Below are 26989 nucleotides of genomic sequence, written 5' to 3'. Positions count from 1 at the left end.
AAGCGCTGACCGAGGTGGCCGCGCAGGTACCACACCACGCCGCCTACGCGCTGCAACTGCGGCACGTACACGTTGAGGTACATCCGGTCGATGCACTCGCTTTCGAGCACGACGTGGTCGCGTAGAACATCGCACACACTGTGTGGTACCGTCATGTCTGGCTCCGGTCGTCCACGGGGTCTTCGGACCCCATTGAGCTTCGAGCTCGTACATCGCTGGGCTTGTCCCAGCCGGCTCGACCGGAGCCACCTTACCCCCTCAGCGCTCCGCAGTCACCCGTACTACTCGTCGGTCTGAGGCAGAGCCTCGTTAGAAAATACTAGTATCCGGATCTCAAACAGATTTGCTGCGGATCAAACGGCGCAAACATGTAAGCCCGTGCGAGTGTGATGGCCCTCTATTGCGAATCGTCGCTCAGGTAGGCGAAGTCTAGAATAATAATCCGAATAAGTACTTCAGTAGTTCTTCCAGGGGCATCATGGTCAGTGCGAGCGGGACTATCGGAATGAGTATGGCCACCGAGAGTTGCACGATGGCATCCCGAGTGATGGGCGCGAGGCGCATGCCGCGCACCACTTCATAGCTATTGCCCAGATCGGCGAGCGACTGAATGTCGCCACTTCCTACCAGGGGCTCGTCCGCAGGTGCGCCACCGCGCAGCCATTTAACGTCGAACGCGCGCACATACCGTTCGGCCAAAGTTCCATATTCGCTCAGCCCTTTGCGCTTGGCTTGGGCAAGTTGGGGCGCGAATACCAGTAACGGGCCAAACACCACCGCAAGCAGGAAGGCAGCCATCACGCCGATTTCCGCCTTGAACTCCGGCAATGCGGCGCCCAGGAAGAAGATGCGATTGGCGAGATTGGCGGCGACCATCACGCCATGCGCGGCAAGAAGCAGTGCGAAAGCATAGACCGTATTGGCCAGGAAACCGAGACCGCCGACGCGATCCGGGTGCGTCGGTATGAGGCTGAGCCTGATCCGTGACACCTGCCACAGAAACCGCATCCAGATGAATAGCCTGAAATACCAGCGGATTAACAGGAACTGGAAAAGCGGTAGGCTCACGTAGCCGTACCAGATGCCAGCCAGCGAGAGTCTTGAATGCCCGGCCGCGGGCGTCGCATACCATGTGGCCGCCTGTAGCGCGGTGTAATGCCGCCAAACGACCAGTACGCCGACGCTATATACGAAAACCACCAGCAGAGCTTCCGCAACTACGGAGTTGCGCAGCCGGTATGCGGCGCCCACGGCAGCGTCAAATTGCGCCATGGCGGCTTCCGGAATCAGATTCCTCTCCAGGAAGGCATTCACGATGCCGCGCAGGCGCTGATGCACGACCAGTTCCGCGGCGATCAGCATAGGCACCGCCACAAGAAAGCGGAGGTGGCCCTCTATGTCCATCATGAACGACACCGTCCCGCCTTTGCTCAACAAGGTCCCTTCGAACGCGGAAAGCAACAGAAGTGGCAACCACGCGAACAGAGAGATGAACACAATGCGCTGGCGCACCAGAAGCAGTGCATCGTCGGACAAGTGTGCCCGACGCAGGAGTTGATAGAGGGGCCCTCCGAGAACCAGCGAAAAATCCTGCCGATTTCGCAGAATATCGTCGCCGGAAGCCGAGGTGGGCTGACGTCGATTAAATCCGAGGCTCCGAGTGCGACTCACGTTCGTTTCACCGGTTATAGCGACTCAGCCTCAGGAAACTGCGCGGTGGTGCAGCCCCATCCTGTGCACGCTGAGGCACAAGGGTCTGGTAACTCGCCGGCACGGGCGAGCATAGCTTTCTTCTAATCAATCTAGGAGTGCATGGATGGCGTAACTTGATCAAGAGCAAATTGGTGGAATCGAGGCCATGGCGGCTACGGGGCGCCTGCTTGCATACGTGACGATTCGACGGCGAATACAATCAACATGCTGCCCAGGATTGAGACATTCTTCAGAATATGGTTAAGCTGGTTTAGGGTGTCTGCTGGATCCGCGCGCCAGAATCCGTGGAAGATGATGGTGGTGGGTATCAGGAACAGTGCAAGAAGCAGCGCGCCCAACCTCGCGTTCCAGCCCGAGATCAGGGTAAGTCCGCCACCAATTTCTATTACGATGGTCAGCACCAGCAGCACGACCGGGCTCGGTAGTTCAGCGCTGGCAATCCACGCGGAATAGGCGCTGAAGCTGCCAATCTTCAATAATCCCGAGAATAAAAAAAGAGAGCCAAGAAGGGCACGACCGACAGAATACGTTCTAGAAACGATCGTGGGCTCGAGCGGTATAGTGGTCATGGCCATGGCATTTCTCCGAGATAAAACTGCGCCCGTGGGTGTTGCTTATCTATCAGCAGTGTGACTGTACAGATCGGCAGGCAAGGACCCGGTTTCCAATGGTGGCGCCGGCTCCGTTTCCTTGCCAGGGCCGTCTCATACATGCCCAAGGAACTTCCACCAAAGCGGGCCGATGACCAGCCAGACAAACATGTAGATAAGGCTCATCAAGAAGCCAGCCTTCCACCATTGCCCCTGGGTGACGTAACCGGCGCCGAACATGACCGGACCGGAGCCGATCCCATATTGGGTCAGACAACCGTTGACATTACTCAGGACGCCGAGGGCGACCGCGGCGGTGAACGGCGGGATATCGGCAGCGACCATTAGCGCCATCGAGAGCGGGAAGAGGGCGCTGATATGTGCCGTGGCGCTGGCGAAGAAGTAGTGAACATAGCAGTAGATGGCCGCCACCAGCATGTAGACGGCCAGCCTGTGGAAGCCCTCGAGATGTGCCCCGAACTCCTTGCCGAACCAGGAAACCATGCCGTACTCATTGAGCTTGGAGGCCAGCATGATCAGCAGGCCGATCCAGATCATGGTGTCCCAGGCGGACTTCTCGTTAAGGGCATCGTCCCAGGTCAGTACGCCGGTGATGAACAACAACGAGACCCCGAGAGCCGCCGCCAGCGTTGCACTGATGGCCAGGTCCTCACCGAAAATCCAGAGCACCAGCAAGCCAAGGAAAATGCCTCCCATGATGATCTCCTTAGCGGAGATAGGGCCCAGGGCGACGAGTTCCCTTTGGGCCAGAGCCGTCGCATCGGGTGTCTGGCGGATCTGCGGCTGGACAATCCACAACATGGCGATGGGAATGATCGCCAGGCATACCAAACCGGGGACCGAGGCGGCCACCGCCCAGTCGAGCCAGCTGATCGAGACGCCCTGGTCTGCGGCCAGCTTGACTGAAAGGGGATTACCGGCCATCGCCGTGATGAACATGCCAGCGGTGATGATATTCGCGTGGAAGGCGCAGAGGATCAGATAGCTTCCCACCTTGCCGCGGGTTTCCGGGTCGTTGGCATGGCTGCCAAGGACTTCCGCGATTGCCTTGGTAATCGGCAGCATCACCCCGCCGGCGCGGGCCGTGATGCTTGGCATGGCGGGCGAGATCATGAGTTCGGTCATGGCCAGGCCGTAGCCCAGCCCCACGGTTCGCTTGCCGAGCAGCCGCATGAACAGCAGTGCAATGCGACGCCCCAGCCCGGTCTTGATCACACCCCTGGAAATGAAGAAGGCGAGCATCACCAGCCAGACCAGGTCCGTGCCGGTAGATCTGGTGACATCGGCGAAGGACACCACGCCAACCAGCACGCCCACCGTGGCGCCGATGATGGCGACCGCCGCCATGGGCAGCGGGGCGGTCATGATGCCGGCGATGGTGGCAACGAATACCGCAAACATGTGCCACGCCTTCAACGCGAGGCCAGCTGGCGCCGGCACGAACCAGAGCACGAGGCCGATGCCCACCGGAACCAGAAACTTCCAGAGATTCCTGAGATGGCCGGCCGGTGCCGCTGGTCTTGTGGCCGGGGAGCTTGCAGGCGGGGGAGCCTTGACGGGTGCTACATCCATGATCAACCTCCTGGCGGCGATGTCCTGAGTCCGCAGCGTGCGCAATGTCCTTACCGGTCCATTAGCACGCTGTCAGTTGCCTCCTTGACGATCCGCGCGCTGCGCTGCAGGCCTTCGCGCTCGGCGGGATCGAGTTCCGGATAGGCCAGTAGCTGTGCGCCGTTGCCGTTGATCAGCATCGGCAGTGACAGGCAAACCTCGGGCACCCCTTCGACTTCGGCATGCACGATGCCGACCGTGAGGATGAGGTCGGTGTTGTGGACGATGGCCTGGCAGATCCGCCCGATCGCACTGGCGATCCCATAATGGGTAGCGCCCTTGCCTTCCTTAATGAGCTTGGCCGCCTCGTGTACGGAGCGCAGGATCAGGTCGCGGCTGGCAGGCCCGAGTTCTTTGCCGGTCCTGGCCAGGAACGTTTCGAGGGGCATGCCGGAGACTGTCGCGCTGGACCAGTCGATCAACGCGGATTCGCCATGTTCGCCGAGAACGTAGGCATGAATCCCAGGTGCCGCGACGCCCAGCCGCTCGGAGAGAAGCGACCGCAGTCGCCCGGTGTCGAGGGAAGTACCGGTGCTGATGACACGCTCCCGCGCGCAGTTCAGCCGGTCAAAGACGACACCGGCCAGTACATCACAAGGGTTGGCCGCGATGACGTAAATTGCATCCGGGGCTAATGGTGCAATGCGAGCCACGATCTCCGAGGCGATGCCAGCATTCGTTCTGGCCAAGTCCAGGCGGGTCTGCCCGGGCTTCACGCCGACGCCTGCAGTGATCACGATAATGTCCGCGTCGCGCGCGTTTTCGTAATCACCGGCGTAGAAGCGATTGTGGCCCCAGAATGCCGCAGCGTGCGCCAGGTCCAGCGCCTGGCCTTCGGCCCGTACTTGCTCAACATCGATGATGACGATCTCTGCGCTTGGGATGGTCACGGCCGCAAACAGGGCCGCGGAGCCGCCGACAAGGCCTGCGCCGACAATGACAATCTTCGGTTGCCGCATGGCAAGCCTCCTTTCGACCCTGTCTTCAGGTGCGCTTGAATGTATTGAAGCGCGCGAGGATCTCCCCCTCTTGTTCCATATCAAATAATATTTCTAGCTGTTCCGCGACGAGTCGAGAGAGCCTCTTTTCGCAGGCCTTTGCAATAAAGTGACGCACTGCGGGATGATCGATGTCGTCGTGGGCCAGTAGGTAAAGCGAATCGGAAGTACTGAGCGAGGGCCGCGGCGCCCGGCGAGTTCCGGTTTTCCGGAAGCAGGAGACGTGCGATCCTGAGCCACCGTGGCGGAAGTGGCGTGTCATTCTTTCCTGGTAGGGGGAAACATTGCCGACTTGACGAACATAATATGGAAAATGCCCACAGACAAAGTGCGAGGAGGGCCAGGTCACCCTTCTGGTTGAGACAAGAAAGCTGGCCAAAGGGGATCTGCTCGGCGCAACCCTATTAAGCCTTGCCTTCCAGATTTCAGCTTGATAGCAATCAACTACGCATTCAAACGGCCACGTAGGATTGAATGACGGCCCCGGCCAATCAGAGATCGGGGTGTAGGCGGAAGGAGGGCAGTTGCTATGACCACAGTCGTGCTTCCCAGCGACGGATCAGCCTATAGCATTGCAGCGGCTCGAGCGCTAATGTCGACGGGGGTCTTCGAACGCCCGCTGAATATACACCTTGTCCACGTTCTTCCTGAGATCACTGGCCGCCCGCGAGCCTATCTCACAAGAGAGCAGATGATGCAATGGGCAAGCGAAGCGGCTCATGATGCGTTCATCGCGATCGCCCCGCTGCTACAGGCCGATCGTTGCTACGTGACAGAGCATCATTGCATCGGAGAGCCAGCGAATGAAATCGTGAACCTGTCGCAAAGCTGCCACGCCGATGCCATTGTGATGGGAACACATGGACGGGGCGCGTTCCTGTCGGCCGTCATGGGATCCATTGCGGCGAAAGTGCTTGCTCAGGCACCGATACCGGTTGTGCTCGTACCCCTGCGCAACCTCGAAGGCGGCGGGCAGCCGTCCGGCATTGCCTGAAGTTGGCGTGGAGGATGATTCCTGGCAATTGCAAACATGACCGTCAACTCGATCCTGCCGACATTGAAGCGCTTGTCGAGCGCCAGCTGGTCCGTCTGGATAGCCTGGAATTCGCTGCAATCAGCGTAAACGCCTCCGGCTCCACCATTTGTCCAGCTCCACCGCCAACGTCAACGTCAGCGCGAGAGACAACAGGACGGCCCACGTCATAGCCGAAACAGGTGCGAGGCGAAGCGTGTCGTTTAGCCCGGGGGTGTACATGGCCGCGATATGTATGGACTGGGCGGTCAGGACGCTGACCACAAGCATCGGATTGGCGAAGACACTTTGACGGAACACGGAGTGGCGCTCGGAACGGCTGTTGAAGGTTTGCAGGTTCTCGAACAACACGAATAGCAGCAGTAATTGGTTGCGTGCCTCGTCGACGTGGAAACCGTTTTCGAGCAGCCAGAAGAAAATTGCGAATCCGCCCACGCCCATGGCAAGACTCGAGTAGCAGATGCGGCGGATCATAACGCGGTCAAAGATCGATTCCTGGGGCTTGCGCGCCGGATACGACAGTTCATCGCCTTCCGCCTGTTCGGTAGCTAGCGCCACGTCCTGGATGCCATTGGTCACGAGGTTGAGCCACAGCAACTGAACCGGCAGCAATGGCATCGGCATGCCCAGGGGAATCGCCAGCAGAAACAGGATCATTTCGGCCGCGCCTGTGGAAACCACCATGAAGATGACTTTGCGAATGTTCGCGTACGCCACTCTGCCTTCACGGATGCCGTTGACGATAGACGCAAAGTTGTCATCGGTGAGGACAATGTCTGCGCTTTCCTTCGCCACTTCAGTTCCCTTTCGGCCCATGGCCACACCGACGTGCGCGTGCTTGAGCGCAGGAGCGTCGTTGACACCATCGCCCGTGACCGCCACGAAATGGCCGGTTCTTGCCAGCGACAGAACAATGGATAGCTTCTGGTCCGGAGTGACGCGGGCATAGACGCGCGCACGCCGGGTCAGCTGGTCGAGTCCATGCGCCCCTTCGCTCTCAGCGTGGCGCACTTGCTCACCTGTCACGACCTGATCCGAGGTAAAGCGCAGCCCCGCCTGTGCGGCAATGGCGCTTGCCGTCAGCGGATCGTCGCCAGTCACCATCGCCACGTCGATGCCGGCGCGGAAGCATCGCCGGATAGCCTCCGGAACCTCCGGACGAACCGGGTCCTTCATGCCGGCCATCCCTAGAAAGGTCAGGTTGACCAGATGCCCGTGTCCATAGGACTCATCCGGCTCTGCATCAATAGTGCCTTCTGCGAACGCCAGCACGCGTAGTCCTTGCGCGGCCAGCGCTTTCTGTTCCCGAAGCAGTGCCTCGCGTAGGATCGGCACGACGTGGCCGCGAACATCCGCGTGGTCGCACATGGCGATCAGCGTCTCGGGCGCGCCCTTGACGAACACCCGGATCGCCTCTCCGTGCCGGTGGAACGAAGCCGCGTACCGTCGGTCTGGCTCGTAAGGTATGCGGGCAACCAAGGGGTATCGCTGTCGAATCTCATCGGCTACCGTGCCGCCCTTGTGCGCCGCCGCCAGCAGCGCCACGTCCACGCTGTCCCCCGTGCCGGTCCACCCGTCGCGTTCCCTGGATAGCTGCGCCTCGTTCGGCAGCGCGGCGGCCCTTAGGAGGGCCGCTACCCGCGTTCTCGCTTCCTGGTCGGTGGTGCCGGCGGCGCGGATCGTGCCGTGGTCCAAGTCGTGCCCGACGTCGCAGGACAAGGCCGTGCCGTCCGGAAGCCGGATATCTGTGACGACAAGCTCGTTCATGGTCAGCGTACCGGTCTTGTCGGTGGCGATCATTGTGCAAGAGCCAAGCGACTCCACCGCTGGCATCTTGCGCACGATCACGTTGGCCTTTGCCATTCGCCGAATACTGATCGCCAGCGCCACCGAGATGGCGACAGGCAACCCTTCGGGAATCGCGCTCACCGCCAGTCCGACTGACATCATGAACAGTTCGCGCAATGCCATTCCGCGCAATACTCCCACCGCAACCAGCAGCGCCACAGCCACGCCTACAGCCACCGCGATTAGTCGAGAAAACCGCTTGAGCCGGAGCATCAACGGCGGCTGCGACATGGATTCGCGTCCGAGTTCCCGGGCAATCCTGCCGACTTGAGTGGCCGCGCCGGTTGCCACCGCGATGCCATGGCCCCTGCCGCGGATCACCACCGTGCCGGCGAACGCCAAACACCGCTGCGCACCTCCGAAAGATCCTTGTTCGGCACATGCCAACACTTTGCGTACAGGCTGCGATTCGCCGGTCAAGAGGGATTCATCGCATTGCAGGTCAATGGCGCAGACCACTTCCAGGTCGGCGGGCACTCGGGCACCTGCTTCCAGCACCACGAGGTCACCCGGAACCAGCGTGGTTGCGTCGATCTCCTGTTGCACGCCGTCCCGGATCACCGTGGCACGGGGCTGTTCCATCTTGCGCAGCGCCACTGTCGCTTTGTCGGCCGTGTGTTCCTGGGCGGTGCCAATGACACCGTTTATCAATAGGACTGCCCCGATGAAAAGTGCGTCCTTTATGTCACCCAATACGAGCGACACGACTGTCGCGGCCAGCAAGATGTAAATAAGTGGGCTAAGGAACTGGCGCAGAAATACTGCTATGACCGACCTGGGGGTCGCCCGCGGCAGCACATTACGGCCGAACTCGGACAGCCGGACAAGAGCCTGAGCAGTGGTCAGCCCGGACGGCATGTGAGCCGAGTGGGTGCCATCCCGGGAACCTTCTTCTTCGTTGGTTTGGGGATGGTCCGCGTGCAGCGCGCTGGAGCGATCTTGCATGAGGTCTCCCAAGTTGCTCGGCGCGGAACCACGCGTGCGCAAGTCTGTGGGCCGTGCACGTACGCCTGCGCGGTGGGCGGTGCCGACACTGTTCAAGCGTAGGTACTCGCGGGTCCTGCACGGTTGATCCGGATCAACCGCCACCCCGGCCCGCCTCCTAGACTGGTCGTATCGGCCAGCGGCAGCCGCGCAGGCGCCACGGCTTCGTGCAAGCGTCAAAGGACACCAGCATGCAACTGCAATTCCTCGGCGCGACCGATACGGTCACCGGCTCCAAGTACCTGCTCGATACCGGCCGTTACCAGGTCATGGTCGACTGCGGCCTGTTCCAGGGCTACAAGACCTTGCGCCTGCGCAACTGGGAGCCCCTGCCGCTCAATCCGGCCAAGCTCGACGCCGTGGTGCTGACCCATGCCCACATCGACCACAGCGGGTATTTGCCGCTGCTGGTGCGCAACGGCTTCCGCGGTAGCGTTTACTGCACTATGGGCACCGCGCAGCTGTGCGGCATCCTGTTGCCTGACAGCGCCCACTTGGCCGAAGAAGATGCCGCTTACGCCAATCGCAAGGGTTTTTCGCGCCACCACCCCGCATTGCCCCTGTACACCCCGACCGACGCTATGCGCGCACTGCGACAGTTCCAGCCTGTGCAGTTTGGCAAGCGGTTCCAGGTAGTGCCCGGCGTAGAGGCCGAGTTCGCCCGGGCTGGCCATATCATCGGGGCAGCTATCGTCACCTTGTTCGTCGAGGGCAAGCGCATCGTCTTCTCGGGCGACCTCGGGCGGCAGCAGGACGTCGTGATGCGCGCGCCGGAGATGGTTAGTCAGGCGGATTACCTGCTGGTGGAGTCGACCTATGGTGACCGGCGGCATCCGGACAGCGATCCGCTCGACGTGCTCGGAGAAATCGTCTGCCGGACAATTGGCCGCGGGGGCAGCTTGATCATCCCCGCTTTCGCGGTGGGGCGCACGCAGAGCCTGCTCTACTGCCTGCACCGCCTGCTCGAACTCAAGCGAATCCCCGACGTGCCGGTGTATCTCAACAGCCCGATGGCCATCGACGCGACCACGATCTTCTCGCTGCATCCGGAAGAGCTACGCATCAGCCGCGAAGAATGCGCCGCGGCCTGCAATCTCGCCACCCCGGTCCAGAGCATGGAGCAGTCGATCTGGCTGAACCACGACCGAAGTCCCAAGATCATTCTGGCCGGCAGCGGTATGGCAACCGGCGGTCGCGTGGTCCACCATCTAGCCGCCTACGGGCCGAACCCTCGCAACACCATCCTGCTTTCCGGCTTCCAGGCGGCTGGTACGCGAGGCGCAGCCCTGGCCGCAGGCCGGCGCGACATCCGCGTCCATGGCAAGGACATCGCGGTGCATGCGTCGGTGGAGCAGGTGGAGAACCTGTCCGCACATGCCGATGCCGCGGAACTCATGACCTGGCTTGGCGGCTTTCAGCAGGCCCCGCGGCGCACGTTTGTCGTGCACGGCGAGCCCCAGGCAAGCGATGCGCTACGCCAGCACATCGAGCGCGACCTGCGCTGGGCGGTCACCATGCCGGAGTATCGGCAGTCATATCCGCTCGATTGATCCAGCGCTGGCTGCTGCAGTATGGTTTTTTCGCAACTTTTGGCCAATTCCCGGAACATGTCATGGACTTCAAGACCATCCTCGTCGACCTCAGCGATGATTCTGCCCGGTCGGCACGCATTGAAACGGCTGCACGGATTGCCGAAAAGTTTGGTGGCAACGTGACGGGACTGACAGCGACCGGAACTTACCTCGAACCGTTTCGCGGGGCAGGCGAAGAAGCCGGGAAATACGCCGCGCTTGCCGCGAGTCACTTGCATCAGCTGGTTGCCCGTCACAAGGAAGCACTCGACACGCTGACCGGGCAGGTGTCGCCGGCCATTCCCACCCGGCACATCGTTGTCGACGGTGAGTCCGGCTGGGCACTTGCCGACGAGGGACGCTTCGCCGATATCATCCTGCCCGGCCCGCCATCGGCGGATGCGGATGTGCCGGCGTTGCTGGCGGGGGTTGCCGAGTATGCGATGCTCAATGCCGGTCGGCCCATTTTGCTGGTCCCGGGCGTAGCCGGCCCGGGCTTCGGTGGCCGAGTCGCGATCGCGTGGAACGGCAGCCGGGAAGCCGCGCGGGCGGTAGCAGACGCACTGCCATGGCTTGCGCTTGCCAGCGCTGTGTCCGTCCTGATTGTCAGCACGGACAAGTATGGCGCTGCCATTGAGGGTGAGGCCTACCGTGAAAGCGCGCAACGGTTGATAGCATGGCTGGCCAGCCATGGCATCCACGCCAATCTTCTTGTCGGGGAGGGCGACCCCGACCAGGTTTTGCTGCAACTTGCGGGCAGGATGCAGGCCGACCTGTTGATCGCCGGTGGCTATGGCCGTTCTCGGCTGAGGGAGCTAATGCTGGGTGGAACCACGCGTGCACTGCTGCGCCAGTCAGAGTTTCCGGTGTTCATGTCGCACTGAGGGGGGACCGCTGCCGCGCGGGCAACGGTCAGTGCGCTTGTGGACGCGGCGGGAGATGCCGTTTGGCTAACATCCTGCCAGCTAGTCCAAGGGATGGGTTGCCAACATAACCCAACGGCTTCCCAAGCCAATTTCTGTGTTTTGGCTTGCGGGTCGGCGTCGTCGCTCTATATTCAATTCAGAAGTGATCAAGAAGCCCGGAATCGGGCGGGACTATGCGCGTTGCGTGACTAACCCATTCGCCCCCAAAGATAAGGCTCCGTTCTCAGCGTTCGAGAGTCCGCGCTCTTATGCTATCGACATAGCGATCGGCAGTGGCGTAGTCGCCCTTTTTGTAGCGCTGGCTTTCGGCTTGCAGGCTGGCGTCGAAGGGCACCGGGAGCTTATGGCGCTTTTGGTGCCGCTATTAGGAGCAGGCATCGGACTTGTTGCCGGTCTCTATTGGATCAGGCTGAGACGGCTCAGGCGCGCCTCGGGAGGCAGTCACCAGCGATTGGAGGAAAGCGAAGCGCGTCTGGCGGGTATTATTCGCTCGTCCATGGAAGCGATCATCACTGTGGACAGTGAGCAGCGCGTCGTGCTGTTCAATCCGATGGCCGAAACCTTGTTTGGGTGGCCAGCAGCGGAGGCGATTGGCCGCCCACTGGCTGATTTCATTCCTGAGCGCTTCCGCGCCACCCACGCTGAACATGTGCGCCGCTTTGGTGTTACCGGTGTATCGGAGCGCCAGATGGGAAGTCAACGCCTGGCACTGTACGCTCTGTGTCGAGACGGCAGCGAGTTCCCGATCGAAGCATCCATCTCGCAAACCGTTCACGGCGGCGCCAAACTGTACACCGTGATGCTGCGCGACATCACCGAACGTGTCCGCGCGGAAGAAACCATGCAGCGCAGTCTCCAACGCGTGAAGGAAAGCGAGGCGCGCCTGGCAGGCATCATCCGTTCCTCCATGGAGGCGATCATCACCGTGGACACCGACCAGCGGGTCGTGCTCTTCAATCCGATGGCCGAGACTTTGTTTGGCTGGCCTGCGGAGCAGGCGATCGGCCGCCCACTTGGCGACTTCATTCCCGAGCGCTTCCGCGCGGCCCATGCAGAGCACATACGCCGCTTTGGGGTCACCGGTGTATCGGAGCGGCAGATGGGGCGTCAACGCCTGGCGCTTTACGCTTTGCGGCGGAACGGCAGCGAGTTTGCGATCGAAGCCTCGATCTCGCAAACGGTCGACGGTGGCGGCAAGCTATATACGGTGATGTTGCGCGACATTACCGACCGCGTCGGGGCCGAGGAGGCCCTGCACCGCTCGCGCGAGGAGCTGCAGCAGCTTTCTGACAGCATCCTTGCTACGCGAGAGGAGGAGAAGCGTCGCATCGCGCGTGAGCTTCATGACGACCTGGGCCAGCGCCTGAGCGCATTGAAGATGGACTTAGCCATGCTGGGCACGGATGTGGGGGAGGGGAGGCCCATCGATGGCCTGCTAGACGAAATTGCAGGGATGAACGCGGTCATCGACGATACGGTAGCCTCTGTCCGCCGTATCGCCAGCGATCTGCGGCCCGCCCTGCTCGACGAGTTGGGCATGCTGCCCGCCATCGAGTGGTTGGCGAGCGATTTTTCCAACCGCTACGGGCTCGCAATAACGGTGTACGGAGCGGACGTCGATGTCCCGGAGCACACAGCGATCGCACTGTTTCGCATCGTGCAGGAGGCACTAAGCAATGTCGTCCGCCACGCTAACGCGAGCAGCGTTCAGATCCACGTGGGGTGTGACGACGGCCGCGTTGCATTGCGAATACAGGACAATGGTGCCGGCTGGGACATGAAGCCACACGCCAACGAGCCGCGCAAGTCACTGGGACTGTTGGGCATCCGGGAACGGTCTCGGTTGCTCGGAGGCACCGTATCGGTCGAAAGCGCCCCCGGCAACGGATTTTGTTTAATGGTGGATGTCCCGCAACGGAAGGCCGGCTTGGAGGACACTGGTCATCGGCCGCCAAGGCAGCGAGGTTCAAGCGCAAGAGCTCCCACGCTGGAAATAGATCCGCCTGGATAACGTCATGGCAACACACAGTAAACTTACTTTCCAGCCTGCGACAGGGGATTCCATGATGACCTCCTCAAGGCACGGCTTGCCGAGAAATTCCCGCCGCCGGCGCAGACATTGGCTGCGCTAGTTGTAGGGCCGAGCGTTGGCACCGCTCCGAAAGAGTAATGCAGAAGGCTGCGCCTTTATGGTCGATAGGGCCGGGTGCAATCGCGTGGATCAGCTTCCAATTGATTCGAGCGTGCGTCACGTGATTGTTTCCTTAGCCCTAACAGACCCTGACAGGGAGACTATGCATGACACGCGTGATGATTGCGGACGACCACGCCGTGGTGCGGGATGGCTTAAGGCATATCCTGGAACGTGCGGGGTTGTTCGAGGTGGTGGCCGAAGCGGCTGATGGCTCGCAAGTACCAAGAATGGTGAGGGAATGCAGCCCTCAGGTCTTGCTCCTTGATCTGTCCATGCCTGGCAGGAGCGGGCTGGAACTGATTCGCCTGTTGCGCGGCGAAGCCCCGACCTTGCGAATCCTGGTGTTGACGATGCATGCGGAAGAGCAATATATCGTCCGTGCGTTTCAGGCCGGAGCGGCAGGCTATCTCACCAAGGAAAGCGCGGCCACGGAGCTGGTGTCCGCCATCGGACAGGTAGCCCGGGGCGGTACCTATGTGAGCCAGGCGATCGCAGCGAAGCTCGCAAGCGGCCTGAAGGACCAGAGCGATGACTTGCCACACCTGCGTTTGTCCGATCGCGAGCTCGAAGTGTACCGGCGGCTCGTGCTGGGCGAGCCGATCACGACGATCGCCACGGCACTGTGTGTCAGCGCCAAGACCGTTAGCACTTACAAGATGCGCCTCATGGAGAAGATGCAAATGCCCAATGAGGCGATGCTCCTGAGGTATGCCATACGCAATCATTTGTTCGACGACGACGCTGACCTGTAGCAGGCGAAGGTAGTCCCGAACTCGCCCTTCCTTTATGGCGCCCGCGCGGTCCTCAACCCGCTCAGCGCCACGCGCAGCGCGTCTAATTCCAGCGTCCTGTCAAAACAGTAGCTCGCGCCTGCCCGAATGCAAGCGCGCCGTAGCGGCAGGCTGAGGGCGTCGCCCAGCACGATCACGATTGCGTCAGGCAAGGCCGACCTGAGTATCCTGATCTCCTGGATCGCGCCTCCACTTGCGGTGCGCAAGCCGATCATGACAACCTCGGGCCGATGATGCATCAGTCTAGTCAGCTCCGTAAGGGCGCTAGCGCCAGAACCTGCGACTTCTATCCGAGGTAAGCGTGCAAGTATGCCAAGTTGTCTGCTGCGGATCGCATTTGCACGCTCGAGCAGGTACACAGTGACGATCTTGGCTTGGCTATTGTCTGGCATGTACCCAGTATGGTCACCCCCTTCGCTGTGGAAAATAGGCGATGGCTGAGAGTGGCGTCAGGGCGGCAGAAAGGCCGCGTCAGCAATCCCTGACAGCTCGTCGACAAGGTCCGGTGATCCGGCAGTTTTACGCCATCTTTGGGGCGCCATTGAATCCGCAAGCAGGTGGCAGCACCATCGCCAGGCGTGGTTCCGGATGTGGCCTTGCCTTGATGCAGCCCAAGATCGCGCCGGCAAGCGCAACTACTCTGAATGACATCACCGGCGCAGCCGACATCTGTCGGCGGCCGGCATGCCAAGGAGACTCCCATGCGCGCGATTGCGCTTGCCGCCTGCCTGCTCTGCTCGGGCCTGTTCGCCGTTATTCCTGCCGGCGTTGCTTCACCTACGCCGCCGGTAATGCCGTCAACGCCCGCAGTCCACCACATGAATGGCATCGACTACGTTTCCGGCGGGATCGGCGTGGACCAGGTGGCGGCCATGCAAAGCATGGCCGGGCGCTTTAACGTTCATATGCACTTTGTGAACGAGGCGGACGGCAGTAGCTTGTCGGACGTCACGGTAACGCTGTTCGACGCCCACCGCGAAATCGTCCTGCTGGTGCTGAGCGAGGGGCCGCTGCTCTACTTGCGGCTGCCGCCAGGCGACTATCGTGTGCTGGTTCGCTCCGGCGGGGCGATCGAATCCCGCAGCCTGCGCGTGCGCCAGGACGGTCGTGGACCGTCGCTGCTGCTGCGCCTGCCAGGCGACGGCCCCGTTGCACCGGCACCGGCCGCAGTCAGCGCGCCACATAGCGGGCATGGTCCGTCCCTGCGCTACAGTGGTCGGGGCCGCCACTGAGAGAAGCGGAGTCTGCAATGCCATGGAATCCTGACCGTTATCCTGCTGCGATGAAGCGGCTGGCGCCCGCGGTGCGCCTGAAGGCAATCGAAATTGCCAACGCCATGCTCGCCAGCGGCCATGACGAAGGCATGGCGATCCGTGTTGCCATTGCCGGTGCGCGGCGGTGGGCGCGATCGCATCCGGATCAGCCAGCGAGCGCGCCACCCGCGCGGCAAGATCGCGACCAATGGCTATGAGGCAGATGCCCAGTGCAGCGTGCGGGACACGCCGCCTTTGCCCGGTACTACCAGTGTCAGCTCCCGCGCCTTGCCGTCGGCGGTGGCTACGACGCGATAGCGGCCTGGCGGCAACTGGACGAACAGGAACGGGCCATCGGACACGGCCGCGAAGCGCTGCCTGCCGCGGCTGTCAAAAATCTGCGTGTCAACGCCGGCCAGGTACTGGCCGCCGCCTCCAGTGAAGGTGAGCCGCAGGGTGTAGTCGCCGCCAGCCTTGCGCAGATAAGCCGCCTCGTCCTGGCCCACGCCACCGGTCAGGTAGCGCACGTCCCCGGCGACTCTCGGCGCAGGCATCCCTTCCGCCGTGGCCGGCGAGGCGGCACGCGGGCTGCACTCCATGCCAAAGCGATCGTCTATCTCCCTGCGCGTGTGGCCACGCTGGTCGTGGCGCAGCGTAATGCCGCGCTCGCTGGCGCGCGTCGCAATCAGATCGAAGGTGCGCTGCATGATGGTCTGGCGCTCCTGCGCGGACGCGGCGCTACGCAGCCTTGCGCAAATGTCGGCGCGCTCCGCCTCGGTAAGTAAATCGACGGCGCGGACTGTCTCGCGGGGCCGCGGTGCGGCCGGCGATGGATCGGGCTGGGCCAGCGCGGGCGCGGTGCCGGCACACAGCAGGGCCACCAGCAGCAGGGTCCGGCAGACGAAGACACGTTGTCGGTTCATGGTGGGATAGCTCCGCAGGGTTGATGAAAGAAAGCAGAGCGTCGCCGCTTGCCGCAGGAGGCGCTTGCAGGCAACGAGTAGGCTACTCGCTTCTTACCAGCGTAGGCCGACCGCTGCGCGCGCTCATTGCGATGCCTCAACCAGGCGCGCGAACGTCGGCGTTCTCTTTGTCCAGCGCAAGGTGCAGGCTGACACCGTCGACGCTGGCCGCGGCGATCCTGAAGCCATAGGCGCGCGCCAGCGCCAGCATCGGCTGGTTGTGCGGCATGGTGCAGCCCACCAACGCGCCGATGCCCTTTGCGCGCGCGTAGCGGATCATTTTCTCGAGCAGCAGCTTTCCCAGTCCTTGTCCCTTCTGGTCCGAGCGCACGGCGATGCCGAACTCGGCCTGGACATTGTCTGGATCGGCAACGGCCCTGATTTCCCCGAGTATGGAGGTGTGGCCACACGCATCGGTAGTGGCCGCGATGAACGCCATCTCACGCGCGTAGTCGATCTGCGTGAGTCTTGCCAGCTGACTGTGTACCGGCTCGCGGAACGTGCAGAAGTAGCGGGCATGGATATCTTCCGGCGTCAGCTGGCGAAAGTATGCCTGGTAGGCCACTTCGTCGGCAGGACGCACGGGCCGGAGCACGATGGTGCGGCCGTCCCGCTCGACGCGTTCCTCCAGCGCCTCGGGATAGGGCTGGATGGCCAGCCGCGGACGCGTGCCCAATGCCGGCGCCTTGACGGCGATGCGGGCATCGAGCGCGATGATGCCTGCCGCGCTCGCCAGCAGGGGATTGATATCCAGTTCCCAAATCTCGTCAATATCGCAGACCAGGCGTGAGACCTGCACCAAGATCTGGAGCAAGCCGTCCCCGTCGACGCCCGGGTGTCCGTGCCAGCCTTCCAGCAGGCGTCCGATGCGGGTGCGCGACACCAGGTCTCGCGCGAGCAGTGCGTCGAGCGGCGGCAGCGCAACCGCATGGTCGCCGATGCGTTCGGCGTTGACGCCGCCATGGCCGAACAGCAAGACGGGGCCGAACACGGGATCGGTGGAGGCGCCCACAATCAGCTCAAAGCCATCGCCGTGCCCGACCATCGGCTGGACGGTAAAGCCTTGCACCCGCGCCTCCGGGGCTTGCTGCCAGATGCGCTCGAGCATGGCGCTGCCGGCGCTGCGCACCGCGGCGGCGTCGGCGAGGTCCAGTGCCACGCCGCCCGCGGCGGACTTGTGCGTGATGTCCGCAGACAAGATCTTGAGCGCGACCGGATAGCCGATCCGTGTGGCCTGGTCGACAGCCTCATCAACGCTGGCCGCGGTTCGGGTTGCGACCACGGGGACGCCATAGGCGGCCAGCGCGGCCTTGGCCTCCGGCTCGGTCAGCCACTCTCTGCCCGCGCGCAGGGCATTGCCGATGATCGTGCGCACCTGGGCCTTGTCCGCCGGCGTGTACGCGCCGTCTGCGGGCGGCGTGCGCATCAGCAATTGCTGGTTCCTGTGGTATTCGCAGGCCTGCAGGAAGCCGCGCACTGCCCCCTCCGGGGTATCAAAGGTCGGCACGCCGGCTTGCTGGCACAAGCGGCGTGCCTGCTGCACGGCATCCGCCCCGAGCCATGCGGTCAGCAGCGGCTTGCCGCCCGACGGCGCGCTGACGAAGGCGGCCGCGATCTCCGCGGCCGGCACGATGGCCGTAGGCGCATGGATCATCAACACGGCGTCAACCTCGGGCGCCTCACAGAGGATGGCGTGGGCTTGCAGGTAGCGCTCGATGGGCGCGTCGCCGATGATGTCGATCGGATTCGCGCGCGGCCAGCTGACGGGCAGCACGGCGTCCAGCCGTGCCAGAGTCTGGTCTGACAGGCGCGCCAGGATCCCGCCGGCATCCGCCAGCGCGTCGGTCGCCATTACGCCGGCGCCGCCGCCATTGGTCAGGATGGCGAGGCGCTCGCCACGCAGCCCCCGCATGCGGGCAAGCACCTCTACGGCGTCGAACAGGCCCTCGGTGCTGTCCACGCGCAGCATGCCGGCACGCCGGATGGCGGCGTCGTAGACGTCGTCGGCACCGGCCATGGCGCCGGTATGGGACGCGGCGGCGCGTGCCGCCTGCGCCGAGCGCCCCCCCTTGACCACCACGACCGGCTTGTTGCGGGCGGCAGCGCGCGCCGCGGACATGAACTTGGCGCCATGGCAGATCGCCTCCACGTAGAGCAGTATGGCCTGCGTCTCGGCATCGCCAGCAAGGTAGTCAAGCACGTCGGCCGCGTCCACATCGGCACTGTTGCCGAGCGAGATGAAGTGCGAAAAGCCGATCTGGCGCGAACGCGACCAGTCCAGCACAGCGGTGGCCAACGCGCCGGATTGGGTGGCGAATGCTAGCTTGCCTGGCCGGGCTGTGCCGGGTGCGAAGCTGGCATTGAGGCCGATCCCCGAAGCGATCAGCCCGACACAGTTCGGCCCGAGAATCCTGAGCAGATGAGGTCGCGCCGCGTCCAGCATGGCTTGCCGCAGCGCGCCTCCGGCGCTGTCCTCAGGCCCCTCGAAGCCAGCGCTCAGGACGATGGCCGCACGCGTACCGGCGGCGCCGAGTTGAGCGATGAGCTCCGGGATCGTGGGTGCGGGCGTGCATAATACCGCCAGATCCGGCGGTGCCGGCAACGCTCGGACGGATGCGTAACAGCGTTGGCCTGCCAGCGTTGCATACTTGGGATTGACCAGATACAGCTGGCCAGCGAAAGCGCCCGTTGAAAGATTGTCCAGCACCGTCGCCCCTAGGCTACGCGGCCGCAGCGTCGCGCCGATGAGCGCGATCGAGCGCGGACGGAACAGGGCATCAAGATTGCGGACAGTCATGGCTGGCTCTCATGGCAACTGCAGAGCCCGCAGGCCCCCCGTGCCCGGTGTGCAGGTCAGAGATTCACCTGGATGATGTTCGATACCTCGGTGACCCCCGGCGCCGCCCAGGCTGCTTCGGATGCGGCCTCGCGCTCGGCCCAGCTGCGCAGGCTTCCGCGCAGCGTCACAACACCGTCCTTGACGTCGACGGCGACATGGGTCGCATCGTCCGCCGCCTGGCGCTCGATGGCCTTCGCAATGCGCTCCTTCACATCGTTGGCAGCGATCGCGGGCTGGACCGCGATGGCGTTGGCTACACTGACCACGCCGTACAGGCCGGCCACTGCGCGCTCGGCGGCCAGGCGCTGGTAGTTCCAGTCGACCGTTCCGGTCAGCGTGGCACAGCCGTCCTCGACCATCACCTGGATGCGATCCGCGGGCAGCACCGAGGTCCACGCCAGGATGTTGCTAGCGGCGCGTGCGATGTCGGCGTCCGTGCGCTGCGCGTCATTGGGAAGACGCACGTCGATTTCGACGGCCAGCGCTTTCACGCCGGGCACGCGCCGGACGGCTTCCTCGGCGGCGTACTTGGCGGCATGGCTGGCGAGATGGCCAGTCAGCGTCACCACGCTGTCCTTGACCTGGACGCCGACCTCGGCGGCATCGACGGCCGGATCCCAGGCCAGTTCCTCGAGCACGTGCTGCTTGAGCTGGATATCGCCTTTCATGTCGGTTGCCTCCTGTTTGCTTGGTAGCCGCGTGCGATGGCCCGCGTGCCCCCTGCCCGGAGCGTGCCGGCGCCGGCGCGCCCCTTTGGCGTCATGGCCGCAGTTCCAGCTGATCGATGACCGCCGAGATGCCCGGCGCCGACCATGCGGCACCGATGGCGGCGCGACGGTCGGCCAGGGAATCCACGTGGCCCCTCAGCGTGGCAGTGCCGTTCTCGACCTCGATACTGATATGGTGGGCCTCGCGCAAGGCATGGCGGCGCAGCGCCTCTTCAATGCGTTTTTCCACGTCGGGAGGTGCTGTCTTCTCATTCATCCGGATGCTGTTGACGACACCAACCACGCCGCGCAACAGGCTTACGGTGCGTTCGGCCAGCTTCTTCTGGTAGCCCCAGTCCACGTTGCCGGATAGCGTTACCCAGCCATGCTCGACGCGAACCTTGATGACGTCCGCGGGCACATGCACGTGCCATTGCAGCGCCTCGCGCGCCGCCTCTGCAATGGCTTCGTCGAGGAAGGCTCCGGGCGGGTGCACGTCGAGCTTGACGACGACCGCGCGCACGCCGGAGACGCGTTCGGCGGCGCGTTCAGCGGCGAGCTTTTCCGCATAACTGGACAGGTGCCCGTTCAGCGTGACGATCCCTTCATGGACCTCCACGCCGATGGACGCTGCGTCGATCGCCGGGTCCCAATCGAGTTCGTCGGCGACGTCCCTCTGGATCTGATGATCTGTTTTCATGCTTTATCTCTGTTCGGACCCGGCGCCAGGGAGCGCCGGGTGTGGAGTCGATAGGCGGATGAGTGGTCAGGTGTGCAACCCGGTCGGCGCGCTGCTGGAACGCTCTCGCTCCTGCTCCTTGCGCACCAGCGAAAACAGCATGCCCCAGTCGGTCGCGAGGGCGGCGAACAGGTCATCGAGCGCAATCACCCCCGTCACGGCCTCGCCATCCAGTACCGCCAGGCGCCTTACGCCATGCGTCAGCATTAGTTGCAATGCATCGGCGACTACGGCATCCCGCGGGATCGCCACCAGGCCACGCGTCATCACCTCGACCACGTCGGTCTGGCAGGGGTCCGCCCCGGTGGCCGTCGCATTAATGACGATGTCCCGGTCCGTGACCATGCCCACCGCGCGCGTCCCGGCCGGTGAGTTCTCTGTCACGATCAACGCACCGACGTGGCGGTCCCGCATTTGCACCGCGGCTTCCTGCAGGGTGCAGGATAGTGGCACGTGCACGGCCTTCGCTGAACAGATATCCTTGACTTGCATCCCGGCCTCCTTTTTGACGCACTCGCTTAACGTACGGTAATACGTTGCTGGGTCGAGCTTTCCTTCTTGGGCAGCACCAGGCGCAGCACGCCGTCCTGGAAGCTGGCATCGATCTTTTCCGTGTCGATGTTGCCGTCCAGTGTAAAGGCGCGCTGCATCGAGCCGCTGTAGCGCTCCTGGCGGATCACGCGGTCGCCTTCCTTCACTTCGGAAGCCTTCTCGAGCTTGGCCGAGATCATCACGGTGCCACGGTCTACGCTGACGTTAATGTCTTCCTTCTTCACGCCCGGCAGGTCGGCGGTAATGGTGAAGCTGGTGTCGGATTCGGCCACGTCTACCTTGAACGCCAGTTCGCTGTCTGGCGCAATCCGCCAGTTGCGCAGCATGCTTTGCAGCATGTCGCCCAGCGGTTCGATCGAGAACGGGTCATAGCGCTTGAGGTTGCTCATCTTGGTCTCCTGGGATGACGGCGCGCGGTGCGCACCGGATGCTTCTTACTTTGGCAAGCCGGAGCGGCTGCGGCTTGTTTTGCATCAAAGGCTTGCACATTGCCACGGCGGCGTGCGCAGGTACCGGCAATGCTTCACATCTGCCCGCCCGGAATGCCTCGCGATTCGGCATGCCCCCTGTCAGGGAACCCTGACAAGGGACGCTGCATTTCTGACACGCAACTCAGCGCAGGCTTCTGGTTGTCCGGGCGCGGGCAGCCAATACTTCGAGCAAACAGATGGCGGCGCGCACGACGATGCGGTCGGCAAAACGAGACGGGCGAGGCGAGGGTCGGGATCAGGAAAGGGCCGGCAGGCTGGAGATAACCATGTTTGACTCGCGTACTGAATCTGATGGTGTTTATGATGTACAAAGCGTATCCGTCACGTTCGCCAGGGGGGAGGATCCGACGCCTGCGGGCCAGGTGTCGTGCGATTCCCGGGCCCGTTGCACGAGCTGCATGATGCGGAACATCTGCATGGCCGCCAGCCTGGAGGCCGGCGAAATGGCTCGCCTGGACACCGTCGTGCAGGGCTGGCGCTCGGTCAAGCAGGGCGAACGGCTGTACCGGGCCGGCGATCCGTTCCGAAGCCTCTATGCGATACGCGCCGGCTCGTTCAAGACCGTGGTGTCTCCGGAGCGGGGCAAGGAAACGATCTCCGGCTTCTACATGGCCGGAGACTCCATCGGCATGGACGGCGTCTGCCAGGAATCCCATAACTGCGATGCGATTGCCCTGGAGGATAGCGTGGTCTGCGTGATCCCGTTCCACCTGCTCGAGGCGCTTTGTCGCGAGATCAAGCCTCTGCAACGACAGTTGCACAAGATGTTCAGTGCCGAGATCGTCAGGGAATCGCGGCAGATGACGCTGTTGAGCAACATGTCCGCCGAGCAGCGTGTGGCGGCATTCCTGTTGAACGTCTCGGCACGCTATCGGGAGCGCGGCTATTCGGCCACGTCCTTTGTACTGCGGATGACGCGTGAGGACATCGGCAGCTTTCTCGGCGTGACGCTGGAAACAGTGAGCCGGACATTGTCAAAATTCCAGCAGGAAGGCCTGCTCACGGTGCAGGGCAAGTCCATCGAGCTGATCAACCTGGACGCCCTGGATGCTCGCTAGCGGCGTCATACCCGGTAAGCCATGGCGTGAACGCATGTAGATGACATGCTCCTGCCACGTATCGATCTCGAGCGGCCGGAACACAGCGTGCCGACTTCGCGGGACGCGGCGGCGGCCATGACGTCTCCGAGCCGGCCGGGAATGCCGAGCTGATTGCCCGTGGACAGCGGTGGAGTGATCCAGGTCATGGGGACGGCAATCGGCCGGACATGGGTGACTTAGGGCTTCGTTGACTGCCGTCAACCTGAATGCCCTGGCGACCGCTACTTTGGAATGAGGCGTGTAGCCAAAGGCAAGATGGCTGGCGGTCACTCCGCGGCCATGCCGGCCGCGCCTGGTGTTTAGCTTTGTCCGTACGGACGTAACAGTGAGCCAAATATGGACGATGAGATCAGACAGAAGATCCTGAGTTTGTTGAGCCAGCACAGGATCATGACGCTTGCCACGCTGAGGCCGGATGGCTGGCCTCAGGCTACGACTGTCGGTTATGTGAACGAGGGACTCACGCTCTACTTCCTCTGTGGTCCGAGCAGCCAAAAAGCCGGGAATCTGGCATCGGACGACCGTGTCTCGCTGACAATTGACCACGATACGTCAGATCTCATGGCGATTACTGGCCTGTCCATGGCGGCGCACGCGCAACTGGTGGTCGATCCAGTTGTCGCGCACAGGATCTTGCAGTTGTTCCCATCAAAGTATCCGGAGTATCCGGAGCAAATGGCCTTGCCGGTGCCGATGCCCACCGTGGACGACGTCCGGATATTCAGGGTGACTCCGATGGTCATTTCCGTGCTTGACTATTCCAAGGGCTTTGGACATACGGATCTTGTCACCTGTTGAGCCGTGGGTCTCTTTGACGGAAAGCGAGAGTCCGTCCTGCAAACCGGGAAGCGTGTGGAAGAGCCAGTTCTGCAGCAGCGCCTGCGTCCGGGGAAGCCTATGTCAGGCTCATGCAGTTCGCTCAGACGGCTGCAAGAGGAACGAGGTGTCCTGTGCGCAACATAAGGGCAGCTGTTGTCGTCATGCTCGCCATTAATCGGTGCCGCGGCTACCTGCGCCCCGGCGGGTATCAGGTAAATCTGCTCTCGATCGCGCGGGGGCTGCTTCTGGCGCTGACCGCCTTCGTGTCTCTTGGCGCCCTTGCAGAAGTCGCCATTCCGTCATTGACGGCGCGGGTGACTGACCTGACAGGTACGCTTACGCGCGAACAGCAGGCGTCCCTGGATCAGACGCTGCAGGATTTTGAGGCCAGGAAGGGAACTCAGGTTGCGATTCTCATGGTTCCCACGACCCGACCGGAAACCATCGAACAGTATTCGCTTCGCGTGGTCGAGCAATGGAAGCTCGGGCGCAAGCGCGTCGATGACGGCGCGCTGCTCATCATCGCCAGGGATGACCGCACCCTTCGTATTGAGGTGGGCTATGGCCTTGAAGGCGTCCTGACGGACGCCACGAGCAAGCGGATCATCAGTGAAGACATTGTGCCCCGATTCAAGCAGGGCGATTTTTATGGCGGTGTCTCTGCGGGCATTGATCGCATGCTTGGGGTCATCGAAGGGGAGCCGCTGCCACCGCCGAAGGAAACGACAGGGGGAAGGGACGACCCCGTCCGGCAACTGATGCCAATCCTCCTTGTGCTCACTCTGGTTCTGGGTGGGGTACTGCGTTCCATGCTGGGGCGCCTCCCGGGTTCAGTCGCGACGGGTGGAGCCGTTGGGGTGGTCGCGTGGATACTCTCCGGAACCATCTTTGCCGGCATGGTTGCGGGTGCAATCGCGCTTTTGTTCACGTTGATGGGTGGCTCGCACATGGGCTTGCTAACTATTGGCGGCCGCTCCGGAAGAGGTCGCGGTCGCTCGGGCCCTGGCGGATTCGGCGGCGGGGGTGGCGGCTTTGGCGGTGGTGGTGCGTCCGGCAAGTGGTGATGGTAGTGCCGCTGGTGTCATGCGAGATCGGCACGCCAACCGGGTCGCCGGACGCTTTTCGAAATTCCTACGCAGGAGAGCATCATGGCCTTCAAGACCGTACTGGTCCAACTTGGGCGCGACATCGGCTGCGCAACGCGTGTTGGCGTTGCAGCGAACCTCGCCAAATGCAGCGGCGGTCATGTGGTGGGATTGACAGCAACCGGCCTGCCATTCGAGCGCATCCCGGACATCAGCAGCGATGCGCGGCGCTATCCGGATGTCGCCGGGCGCAGCGCGGCGGCACAGGCGGAGGAAGCGGGAACCGCGTTCCGGCGCATCATGGAGCAGGCAGCTCCCGGGGTTGGACACACCCATTTGTTGGTTGAGGAAGATCCGGGATGGGCGTTGGCGCAGGAAGGCCGCGTATCGGACATCGTCGTGCTTGCACCACCGCCCGACCCGTATTCGGTAGGCAGCCTTGCAGCCGAGACCGCCGAATATGTTTTGCTGAATGCCGGGCGGCCCGTGTTGCTGGTGCCGGATGCATACCAGGAGCTGGGGTTGGAACATATCGTGATCGCGTGGGATGGCTGGCGAGAGGCTGCTCGCGCGGTGGCGGACGCTATGCCGCTGTTGCTGCGCGCAGAGCGGATCACTATCGTGGCGGTATGGAACCGGGACGAGCGGCCCAGTCCGAAGTCGGAGCCGGTTGCGGGCCTGCGGCAATACCTCGAACGGCATGGCATCGCCGCGGGCGTGTACAACGAACCGACGAGCGAGGCGGTGGGTCGGGTGCTGCTCGAGGCTGCACGCAGCCTGAACGCGGACCTGCTGGTGGCCGGCGGATACGGACATTCTCGTATGCGCGAAGTGATGCTGGGAGGCACAACGCGGACGCTGATGCACCATGCCGAGATGCCGCTGCTGCTGTCGCATTGAATATCGGCGAAGTGCTCTATGCCACAAGCTCGCAGCGATTGTGCTGCACATAGACGCGTGGCTTGCGTGTTTCGTTGACCCGGTCTGGATTCGCAACCCACCGGCCTGGCGACTTAGGGTATGACTTTAGGACTCCGTTGACGGGCATCAACCCGAATGTCCTCGCGGCCGCTAATTTGGAAGGAACCTATAGCCGACGCCGAGGCCGCCATGTACCGCCGCATTCTCCTAGCCATCGATGGCAGCCGCTCTTCGCTAAATGCCCTGGAGCAGGCCGTGTCCATGGCGCTGGCCACCCACGCCGAGGTCAGTGCCATGTTCGTCGTCGACGACAGCGACCTGCTCTTCGAGATCAGGCCGGGATACCGGCCCTGGCTGATGGCCGAGATTATTGCCTATGGCAAGCAAGTGCTGGCGCGCGCTGGCGAGCGCCTGAGTGCCGCCGGCGTGCGCTGGAGCAGCAGGTTGACCGAGACCCCAGGCACACCCGCGAAAGTTGCCGAGGCGATCGTCGCGGAAGCGGACCACTGGAGCGCAGACATTATCGTCATGGGCACACACGGCCATCGCGGCGCGCGGCGCATGGTGCTGGGTTCGGTCTCGGAGCACGTCGTCAACAAGACGGTTCGCCCCGTGCTGCTCGTTCGACAGCCAGGCTGCGATAGCGAGGGAGCCTGACCGTTCGGTTCCAGCCGGCAATTACCTCGCGAGATTCCGGTAGTCCTATAGGAGCGACGCAAATGAAGATTCTTAGGAGGCTTGCGCTTGGACTGTCGTCGCTGGCGATATCCGCTGCAACGATCGGTTGCGCCACTCGCGCCGCGCCCGCTGACGTGCAGATCATGGAGCAGCATGGCGTCTCCTACGTATCGGGCGGAGAAGAGGAAGCAGGCATGCGGAGGATGCTGGCCATTGCCGCGCGTTTCAATGTGCGGCTGACGATGGTGGACGCCGGGCGTGGCAACCCGTTGAGCGGCGCCACGGTGGTCGTAGCCAGCCAGGGGGGCCACGCCGTGCTGCACACTACCGCAAGCGGGCCGCTGTTTTACATGCAACTCAAGCCAGGTGCCTATCGGCTCGCGGTGGGCTACCAAGGGCGGGACCAGATGCGTGACATCGTCGTCGCAGGCGAGCCGCTCGACATGACGTTCCGGCTGCCGGTCAATACGCTCGAGGACGACTGGCTGCTCTGCGGCGCATCCCCCTGTGCGCGTCGTTGAGCCTGCCGCCCCGGAGGACCGTGCCCGCCGCGCGCACCACAC

General features: G+C 62.9%; 25 protein-coding genes. 13 read left to right on the top strand and 12 right to left on the bottom strand.

The features are described from left to right. Window positions 1-429 precede the first annotated feature (429 nt). From K309_RS0115160 to K309_RS41720, 5 genes are all read right to left on the bottom strand, one after another. Entirely contained in the window at window positions 430-1536 is a 1107-nt protein-coding gene (locus K309_RS0115160; protein WP_232232395.1) for a hypothetical protein, read from the bottom strand. A 329-nt stretch (window positions 1537-1865) separates the two neighbouring features. Beyond that, window positions 1866-2288, bottom strand: coding sequence for a DoxX family protein (locus K309_RS0115155; protein WP_029047215.1), 423 nt, complete (start codon window positions 2286-2288; stop codon window positions 1866-1868). 129 nt (window positions 2289-2417) lie between these two features. Further along, window positions 2418-3896, bottom strand: coding sequence for a DASS family sodium-coupled anion symporter (locus K309_RS0115150; RefSeq protein WP_029047214.1), 1479 nt, complete (start codon window positions 3894-3896; stop codon window positions 2418-2420). 50 nt (window positions 3897-3946) lie between these two features. Then, entirely contained in the window at window positions 3947-4894 is a 948-nt protein-coding gene (locus tag K309_RS0115145) for a lactate/malate family dehydrogenase (RefSeq protein WP_029047213.1), read from the bottom strand. 25 nt (window positions 4895-4919) lie between these two features. Next, entirely contained in the window at window positions 4920-5195 is a 276-nt protein-coding gene (locus tag K309_RS41720) for a hypothetical protein (RefSeq protein WP_156914374.1), read from the bottom strand. A gap of 267 nt (window positions 5196-5462) precedes the next feature. Between K309_RS41720 and K309_RS0115140 the strand changes: the two genes are divergently transcribed. Beyond that, the gene (locus K309_RS0115140; RefSeq protein WP_029047212.1) at window positions 5463-5927 is read left to right on the top strand and encodes a universal stress protein; all 465 of its coding nucleotides are present in this window, start codon (window positions 5463-5465) and stop codon (window positions 5925-5927) included. Between the two features lie 120 nt (window positions 5928-6047). Here K309_RS0115140 and K309_RS0115135 read toward each other — a convergent pair whose 3' ends face one another. Beyond that, window positions 6048-8759 (bottom strand): cation-translocating P-type ATPase, encoded by a 2712-nt coding sequence (locus K309_RS0115135; RefSeq protein WP_029047211.1) that lies wholly within the window; start codon window positions 8757-8759, stop codon window positions 6048-6050. A 230-nt stretch (window positions 8760-8989) separates the two neighbouring features. Here K309_RS0115135 and K309_RS0115130 point away from each other — a divergent pair, with 230 nt between their 5' ends. The 6 genes from K309_RS0115130 (at window position 8990) to K309_RS0115100 (ending at window position 15751) form a co-directional block, all read left to right on the top strand. Next, a complete protein-coding gene (locus K309_RS0115130; RefSeq protein ID WP_029047210.1) occupies window positions 8990-10348 on the top strand; it encodes an MBL fold metallo-hydrolase RNA specificity domain-containing protein in 1359 nt (452 codons plus the stop codon). A 62-nt stretch (window positions 10349-10410) separates the two neighbouring features. Continuing rightward, window positions 10411-11253 carry a universal stress protein gene (locus K309_RS0115125; protein ID WP_029047209.1) on the top strand — a complete coding sequence of 281 codons (843 nt, stop codon included), beginning with the start codon at window positions 10411-10413 and terminating at the stop codon, window positions 11251-11253. A gap of 385 nt (window positions 11254-11638) precedes the next feature. Further along, entirely contained in the window at window positions 11639-13306 is a 1668-nt protein-coding gene (locus K309_RS39570; protein ID WP_084402442.1) for a PAS domain-containing sensor histidine kinase, read from the top strand. Window positions 13307-13593: 287 nt separating this feature from the next. Beyond that, window positions 13594-14241, top strand: a complete 648-nt coding sequence (locus tag K309_RS0115115) for a response regulator (RefSeq protein ID WP_029047208.1) — start codon at window positions 13594-13596, stop codon at window positions 14239-14241. A gap of 740 nt (window positions 14242-14981) precedes the next feature. Then, the gene (locus K309_RS36625; protein WP_051320476.1) at window positions 14982-15512 is read left to right on the top strand and encodes a hypothetical protein; all 531 of its coding nucleotides are present in this window, start codon (window positions 14982-14984) and stop codon (window positions 15510-15512) included. A 17-nt stretch (window positions 15513-15529) separates the two neighbouring features. Beyond that, window positions 15530-15751, top strand: coding sequence for a DUF2188 domain-containing protein (locus K309_RS0115100; RefSeq protein ID WP_029047206.1), 222 nt, complete (start codon window positions 15530-15532; stop codon window positions 15749-15751). On the opposite strand, the gene K309_RS39975 is transcribed toward K309_RS0115100, so the two are convergent. The 6 genes from K309_RS39975 to K309_RS0115070 form a co-directional block, all read right to left on the bottom strand. Beyond that, on the bottom strand, window positions 15746-16456 hold the full coding sequence (locus K309_RS39975) for a carboxypeptidase-like regulatory domain-containing protein (RefSeq protein ID WP_051320475.1): 711 nt from the start codon (window positions 16454-16456) through the stop codon (window positions 15746-15748). The genes K309_RS0115100 and K309_RS39975 overlap by 6 nt on opposite strands. 136 nt (window positions 16457-16592) lie before the next feature. Beyond that, window positions 16593-19292 carry a bifunctional acetate--CoA ligase family protein/GNAT family N-acetyltransferase gene (locus tag K309_RS0115090; protein WP_029047205.1) on the bottom strand — a complete coding sequence of 900 codons (2700 nt, stop codon included), beginning with the start codon at window positions 19290-19292 and terminating at the stop codon, window positions 16593-16595. A gap of 56 nt (window positions 19293-19348) precedes the next feature. After that, window positions 19349-20002, bottom strand: a complete 654-nt coding sequence (locus K309_RS0115085; RefSeq protein WP_029047204.1) for a BON domain-containing protein — start codon at window positions 20000-20002, stop codon at window positions 19349-19351. Window positions 20003-20093: 91 nt separating this feature from the next. Next, window positions 20094-20741, bottom strand: a complete 648-nt coding sequence (locus K309_RS0115080; RefSeq protein ID WP_029047203.1) for a BON domain-containing protein — start codon at window positions 20739-20741, stop codon at window positions 20094-20096. Window positions 20742-20807: 66 nt separating this feature from the next. Next, entirely contained in the window at window positions 20808-21272 is a 465-nt protein-coding gene (locus tag K309_RS0115075; RefSeq protein ID WP_029047202.1) for a CBS domain-containing protein, read from the bottom strand. A 26-nt stretch (window positions 21273-21298) separates the two neighbouring features. Beyond that, on the bottom strand, window positions 21299-21721 hold the full coding sequence (locus K309_RS0115070) for an Hsp20/alpha crystallin family protein (RefSeq protein WP_029047201.1): 423 nt from the start codon (window positions 21719-21721) through the stop codon (window positions 21299-21301). 368 nt (window positions 21722-22089) lie between these two features. Between K309_RS0115070 and fnr the strand changes: the two genes are divergently transcribed. The 6 genes from fnr to K309_RS0115040 all read left to right on the top strand — a co-directional run bounded on the left by fnr (window position 22090) and on the right by K309_RS0115040 (window position 26947). Continuing rightward, the gene (gene fnr / locus K309_RS0115065; RefSeq protein ID WP_029047200.1) at window positions 22090-22881 is read left to right on the top strand and encodes a fumarate/nitrate reduction transcriptional regulator Fnr; all 792 of its coding nucleotides are present in this window, start codon (window positions 22090-22092) and stop codon (window positions 22879-22881) included. Window positions 22882-23259: 378 nt separating this feature from the next. Next, entirely contained in the window at window positions 23260-23721 is a 462-nt protein-coding gene (locus tag K309_RS0115060) for a pyridoxamine 5'-phosphate oxidase family protein (protein ID WP_029047199.1), read from the top strand. A 182-nt stretch (window positions 23722-23903) separates the two neighbouring features. Further along, on the top strand, window positions 23904-24806 hold the full coding sequence (locus K309_RS0115055) for a TPM domain-containing protein (protein WP_051320474.1): 903 nt from the start codon (window positions 23904-23906) through the stop codon (window positions 24804-24806). A gap of 84 nt (window positions 24807-24890) precedes the next feature. After that, the gene (locus tag K309_RS0115050; protein WP_029047197.1) at window positions 24891-25727 is read left to right on the top strand and encodes a universal stress protein; all 837 of its coding nucleotides are present in this window, start codon (window positions 24891-24893) and stop codon (window positions 25725-25727) included. 210 nt (window positions 25728-25937) lie between these two features. Continuing rightward, window positions 25938-26405 carry a universal stress protein gene (locus tag K309_RS0115045; RefSeq protein WP_029047196.1) on the top strand — a complete coding sequence of 156 codons (468 nt, stop codon included), beginning with the start codon at window positions 25938-25940 and terminating at the stop codon, window positions 26403-26405. 62 nt (window positions 26406-26467) lie between these two features. Next, window positions 26468-26947: a carboxypeptidase-like regulatory domain-containing protein gene (locus tag K309_RS0115040; protein ID WP_029047195.1), complete on the top strand. Its 480-nt coding sequence runs from the start codon at window positions 26468-26470 to the stop codon at window positions 26945-26947. Window positions 26948-26989 lie beyond the last annotated feature (42 nt).

The sequence above is a fragment of the Cupriavidus phytohabitans genome, from assembly GCF_000426345.1.
In the GTDB taxonomy this organism is placed as follows: Bacteria; Pseudomonadota; Gammaproteobacteria; order Burkholderiales; family Burkholderiaceae; genus Cupriavidus.
This window is presented reverse-complemented; position numbering and strand designations above follow the sequence as displayed.

What these genes read in the sequence shown, in the direction of transcription:
- K309_RS0115135 (WP_029047211.1), bottom strand. Translation starts at nt 8,759, where the DNA reads ATGCAAGATCGCTCCAGCGCGCTGCACGCGGACCATCCCCAAACCAAC.
- K309_RS0115050 (WP_029047197.1), top strand. Translation starts at nt 24,891, where the DNA reads ATGGCCTTCAAGACCGTACTGGTCCAACTTGGGCGCGACATCGGCTGC.
- K309_RS0115080 (WP_029047203.1), bottom strand. Translation starts at nt 20,741, where the DNA reads ATGAAAACAGATCATCAGATCCAGAGGGACGTCGCCGACGAACTCGAT.
- K309_RS41720 (WP_156914374.1), bottom strand. Translation starts at nt 5,195, where the DNA reads ATGACACGCCACTTCCGCCACGGTGGCTCAGGATCGCACGTCTCCTGC.
- K309_RS36625 (WP_051320476.1), top strand. Translation starts at nt 14,982, where the DNA reads ATGCGCGCGATTGCGCTTGCCGCCTGCCTGCTCTGCTCGGGCCTGTTC.
- K309_RS0115100 (WP_029047206.1), top strand. Translation starts at nt 15,530, where the DNA reads ATGCCATGGAATCCTGACCGTTATCCTGCTGCGATGAAGCGGCTGGCG.
- K309_RS0115140 (WP_029047212.1), top strand. Translation starts at nt 5,463, where the DNA reads ATGACCACAGTCGTGCTTCCCAGCGACGGATCAGCCTATAGCATTGCA.
- K309_RS0115075 (WP_029047202.1), bottom strand. Translation starts at nt 21,272, where the DNA reads ATGCAAGTCAAGGATATCTGTTCAGCGAAGGCCGTGCACGTGCCACTA.
- fnr (WP_029047200.1), top strand. Translation starts at nt 22,090, where the DNA reads ATGTTTGACTCGCGTACTGAATCTGATGGTGTTTATGATGTACAAAGC.
- K309_RS0115150 (WP_029047214.1), bottom strand. Translation starts at nt 3,896, where the DNA reads ATGGATGTAGCACCCGTCAAGGCTCCCCCGCCTGCAAGCTCCCCGGCC.
- K309_RS0115125 (WP_029047209.1), top strand. Translation starts at nt 10,411, where the DNA reads ATGGACTTCAAGACCATCCTCGTCGACCTCAGCGATGATTCTGCCCGG.
- K309_RS0115115 (WP_029047208.1), top strand. Translation starts at nt 13,594, where the DNA reads ATGACACGCGTGATGATTGCGGACGACCACGCCGTGGTGCGGGATGGC.
- K309_RS0115060 (WP_029047199.1), top strand. Translation starts at nt 23,260, where the DNA reads ATGGACGATGAGATCAGACAGAAGATCCTGAGTTTGTTGAGCCAGCAC.
- K309_RS0115085 (WP_029047204.1), bottom strand. Translation starts at nt 20,002, where the DNA reads ATGAAAGGCGATATCCAGCTCAAGCAGCACGTGCTCGAGGAACTGGCC.
- K309_RS39975 (WP_051320475.1), bottom strand. Translation starts at nt 16,456, where the DNA reads ATGAACCGACAACGTGTCTTCGTCTGCCGGACCCTGCTGCTGGTGGCC.
- K309_RS0115045 (WP_029047196.1), top strand. Translation starts at nt 25,938, where the DNA reads ATGTACCGCCGCATTCTCCTAGCCATCGATGGCAGCCGCTCTTCGCTA.
- K309_RS0115130 (WP_029047210.1), top strand. Translation starts at nt 8,990, where the DNA reads ATGCAACTGCAATTCCTCGGCGCGACCGATACGGTCACCGGCTCCAAG.
- K309_RS0115040 (WP_029047195.1), top strand. Translation starts at nt 26,468, where the DNA reads ATGAAGATTCTTAGGAGGCTTGCGCTTGGACTGTCGTCGCTGGCGATA.
- K309_RS0115055 (WP_051320474.1), top strand. Translation starts at nt 23,904, where the DNA reads ATGCTCGCCATTAATCGGTGCCGCGGCTACCTGCGCCCCGGCGGGTAT.
- K309_RS0115145 (WP_029047213.1), bottom strand. Translation starts at nt 4,894, where the DNA reads ATGCGGCAACCGAAGATTGTCATTGTCGGCGCAGGCCTTGTCGGCGGC.
- K309_RS0115155 (WP_029047215.1), bottom strand. Translation starts at nt 2,288, where the DNA reads ATGGCCATGACCACTATACCGCTCGAGCCCACGATCGTTTCTAGAACG.
- K309_RS0115090 (WP_029047205.1), bottom strand. Translation starts at nt 19,292, where the DNA reads ATGACTGTCCGCAATCTTGATGCCCTGTTCCGTCCGCGCTCGATCGCG.
- K309_RS0115070 (WP_029047201.1), bottom strand. Translation starts at nt 21,721, where the DNA reads ATGAGCAACCTCAAGCGCTATGACCCGTTCTCGATCGAACCGCTGGGC.
- K309_RS39570 (WP_084402442.1), top strand. Translation starts at nt 11,639, where the DNA reads ATGGCGCTTTTGGTGCCGCTATTAGGAGCAGGCATCGGACTTGTTGCC.